At 62.0% G+C, this 3,149-nt stretch carries 1 protein-coding gene; it reads right to left on the bottom strand.

All coding sequences use genetic code 11. The annotated features are described in order from the left end of the window. Positions 1–3,105 (bottom strand): leucine-rich repeat protein (locus HMPREF0980_RS08475; RefSeq protein WP_147629803.1); only part of this gene is annotated, 3,105 nt, incomplete at its 3' end. Positions 3,106–3,149 lie beyond the last annotated feature (44 nt).

The following is a 3,149-nucleotide window of genomic DNA, read 5'->3' as shown; positions in this document are numbered from 1 at the left end:
GCCGCCCCCCGGCCTGGTGTCCTCCACCGTGAGGGTGAACGTCGGATCGGCGCCGCCGCTCATATCGAAGATAAAGGCGTGGGTGCCTTTCCCCAGCGTGGCAAGATAGGTCCTGGTGAATGTGTACCGGCTGCCGCTCACGGTGTAGTCCCGCCCGGCCTGCAAGGTCACGTTGCCGCAGCGGATGCCACTCAATGTATGGCTGCCCGGCGAAAGCGTGACCGGTATGTCCCGATGGTTCTTGCCGGAGGGATAGCGGTCGAAGGTCGCCTTGTTGGGATTAATGCCGGCATTGGCCGGGCCGGGGGCGGGCGTGGTGGTTCTGTAGGTGGCCCGCACGGTCGTGTCGGCAGCGGGCATGGTGAAGGTGGTGCTGGCGCTGGCAGCGTTTAAAAAGCGGCCGCCGCCTAACGTTTCCCACCTGTCGAATGCCTTCCCACCCGGCGCTGCGTCGGCCTCGATGACGGCCTGTCCGCCTTCCGGGTAGAATGAGGCCTTCGTTGTATCCGTGCCATTCTCCACCGTCAGCCGGTAGATAAGAACGTGCGTCCAGCCGCCGGGCAAAAGGGAGCCATCCAGCCAATTTGGCGCGTACCCGGCTCGGTAGTAGATCGTGCCGGTGGTGGCAACGCCACCGAAAATGCTGGTGCCAATCGTCGGGGCCGTGGCGCTTTGGAAGGTCAGCTTGTCTAGGCTGGTGCAGCCATAAAACGCAGCCAACCCGATGCTGGTCAGTTTTTCGGGGAATGTCATCTCCGTGATGCCGGTGCAGCCATAAAACGCACCGTCCCCGATGCTCTCCACATCGTCCGGCAGGGCGGTCAGCCTGATGCCGGTGCAGCCATGAAACACATATTGTCCGATGCTCTCCACACCGTCCGGCAGGGCGGTCAGCCTGATGCCGGTGCAGCCAAAAAACGCATATTGTCCGATACTCTCCACACCGTCCGGAAGGGCGGTCAGCCTGATGCCGGTGCAGCCAAAAAACGCACTGTCCCCGATGCTCTCCACACCGTCCGGCAGGGCGGTCAGCGCGAGGTTGGTGCCCCTGGCAAACGCATCGTCCCCGATGGTCGTCAGGCTGTCGGGCAGTTTCACTTGCTTCAGTTTCGGGATGCCAGGCGAGTAAGAGGGCATATCGCCGATGGTCGTAAGCGCCGTCATACCCGACAGGTGGAGGGCGCTCAGGTTTGTCCAGCCGCTATCGTTCTTATAAAGGTCGTACAGGGCCTTCCAGTTGTCGCCGGTGACCGCCGTGGCATTGCCGGTAATCTTGATTCCGGTCACCTGCTCCTTGCCAACACCCGCCGCAAGCAGCGCACCTTGAATGGCATCCGCCATGGTGGCGCCGTCGTTGTAGGTCACTTCGAGGGTAATCAGGGAAGCGTGCGACCAGCCCATCAGTCCGGTGATGCCGTTCTTCCAATCATCCGTGTACCCGCTCGCCCCGGCTGGGTAGTAGATTGTGCCGGTGGTGGCAACGCCATTGAAAGCGATGCCCTCTATCGTCGAGGCCGTTGCGCTTTGGAAGGTCAGCTTGGCGAGGCTGGTGCAGCCAGAAAACGCACCCTCCCCGATGCTGGTCAGTTTTTCGGGGAATGTCATCTCCGTGATGTCGGTGCAGCCATAAAACGCAAATTTCCCGATGCTCTCCACCCCGTCCGGCAGGGCGGTCAGCTTGATGCCGGTGCAGCCAGCAAACGCATTGTCCCCGATGCTCTCCACTCCGTCCGGCAGGGCGGTCAGCTTGATGCCGGTGCAGCCAGCAAACGCAGAGTCCCCGATGCTCTCCACTCCGTCCGGCAGGGCGGATAACGTGATACCGATGCAGCCAGAAAACGCACTGCTCCCGATGCTCTCCACCCCGTCCGGCAGGGCGGACAGCTTGATGCCGGTGCAGCCATAAAACGCGCCGTCCCCGATGCTCTCCACTCCGTCCGGCAGGGCGGTCAGCCTGATGCCGGTGCAGCCATAAAACGCATATTGTCCGATACTCTCCACCCCGTCCGGCAGGGCGGATAGCTTGATGCCGGTGCAGTCCCTAAACGCAGCGATTCCGATGCTCGTCACTTTGTCGGGCAGCTTGGTTAACGCTAGCTTGGTGCAGAACCCAAACGCATATTGTCCGATACTCTCCACCCCGTCCGGCAGGGCGGTCAGCCTGATGCCGGTGCAGCGATTAAACGCACCCTCCCCGATGGTCGTCAGGCTGTCGGGCAACTTTACTTCTACGAGCTTTGGAACATTGGTGTTATAAGAACTTATATCACCGATGGTCGTAAGCTCCGTCATACCCGACAGGTCGAGGGAGCTCAGGTTTGTCCAGCCGCTATCATTCTTATAAAGGTCGTACAGGGCCTTCCAGTTGTCGCCGGTGACCGCCGTGGCATTGCCGGTAATCTTGATTCCGGTCACCTGCTCCTTGCCAACACCCGCCGCAGGCAGCCCATCTTGAATGGCATCCGCCATGGTGGCGCCATTGTTGTAGGTCACTTCAAGGGTAAGCAGGGAAGCGAGCGACCAGCCGCTCAGACCGCTGATGCCGTTCTTCCATTCCGTCGTGTACTCGCTGCTCGCCCCGGCTGGGTAGTAGATTGTGCCGGTGGTGGCAACGCCATTGAAAGCGGTGCCCCCTATCGTCGGGGCCGTGGCGCTTTGGAAGGTCAGCTTGGCTAGGCTGGTGCAGCCAGCAAACGCATCTTTCCCGATGCTCGTCACGCTATCATCAAACACGACCGACCGAACCGCCTCGTAGCGGCCGGTTTCTTCCACAGCGATGCCGGTATCATCCCGCCACGCCGTCGTGCCAGCGTCGGTCTTGACGGCCAGCTCGCCGGTATTCGGATTGAAGGCGTAATCGTTGTTGTCGATGGTACCGTTGCGCGCGCCGTTCACCGCCAAGGCAAGCCGGCAGTCCCCCTCGTGGTTCTCGGCAAGGGTGCAGCCCTCGGTCGCCGCGCAAAGCACTTCGCTATCGGCGGGCGTTTGCGTGTCCTCTTGCGGCAGCCCGCCGCACTCGTTGTTGTGCTGGTGGGTGCAGGGCTGCTCCGCCACGGCGGCCACATGCCCGCAGCCGTCCTCGTGAGCGTCGCCCGCACAATCCATATCGCAGGGCTGGCCCCCTCACGGCTGCCGCATGGCCGCAGCTA

It is taken from the genome of Dorea sp. D27 (genome assembly GCF_001185345.1).
Lineage (GTDB): Bacteria > Bacillota > Clostridia > Lachnospirales > Lachnospiraceae > Extibacter.
The sequence above is the reverse complement of the archived record's forward strand: the minus strand, read 5'-3'. Positions and strand labels throughout refer to the sequence as shown.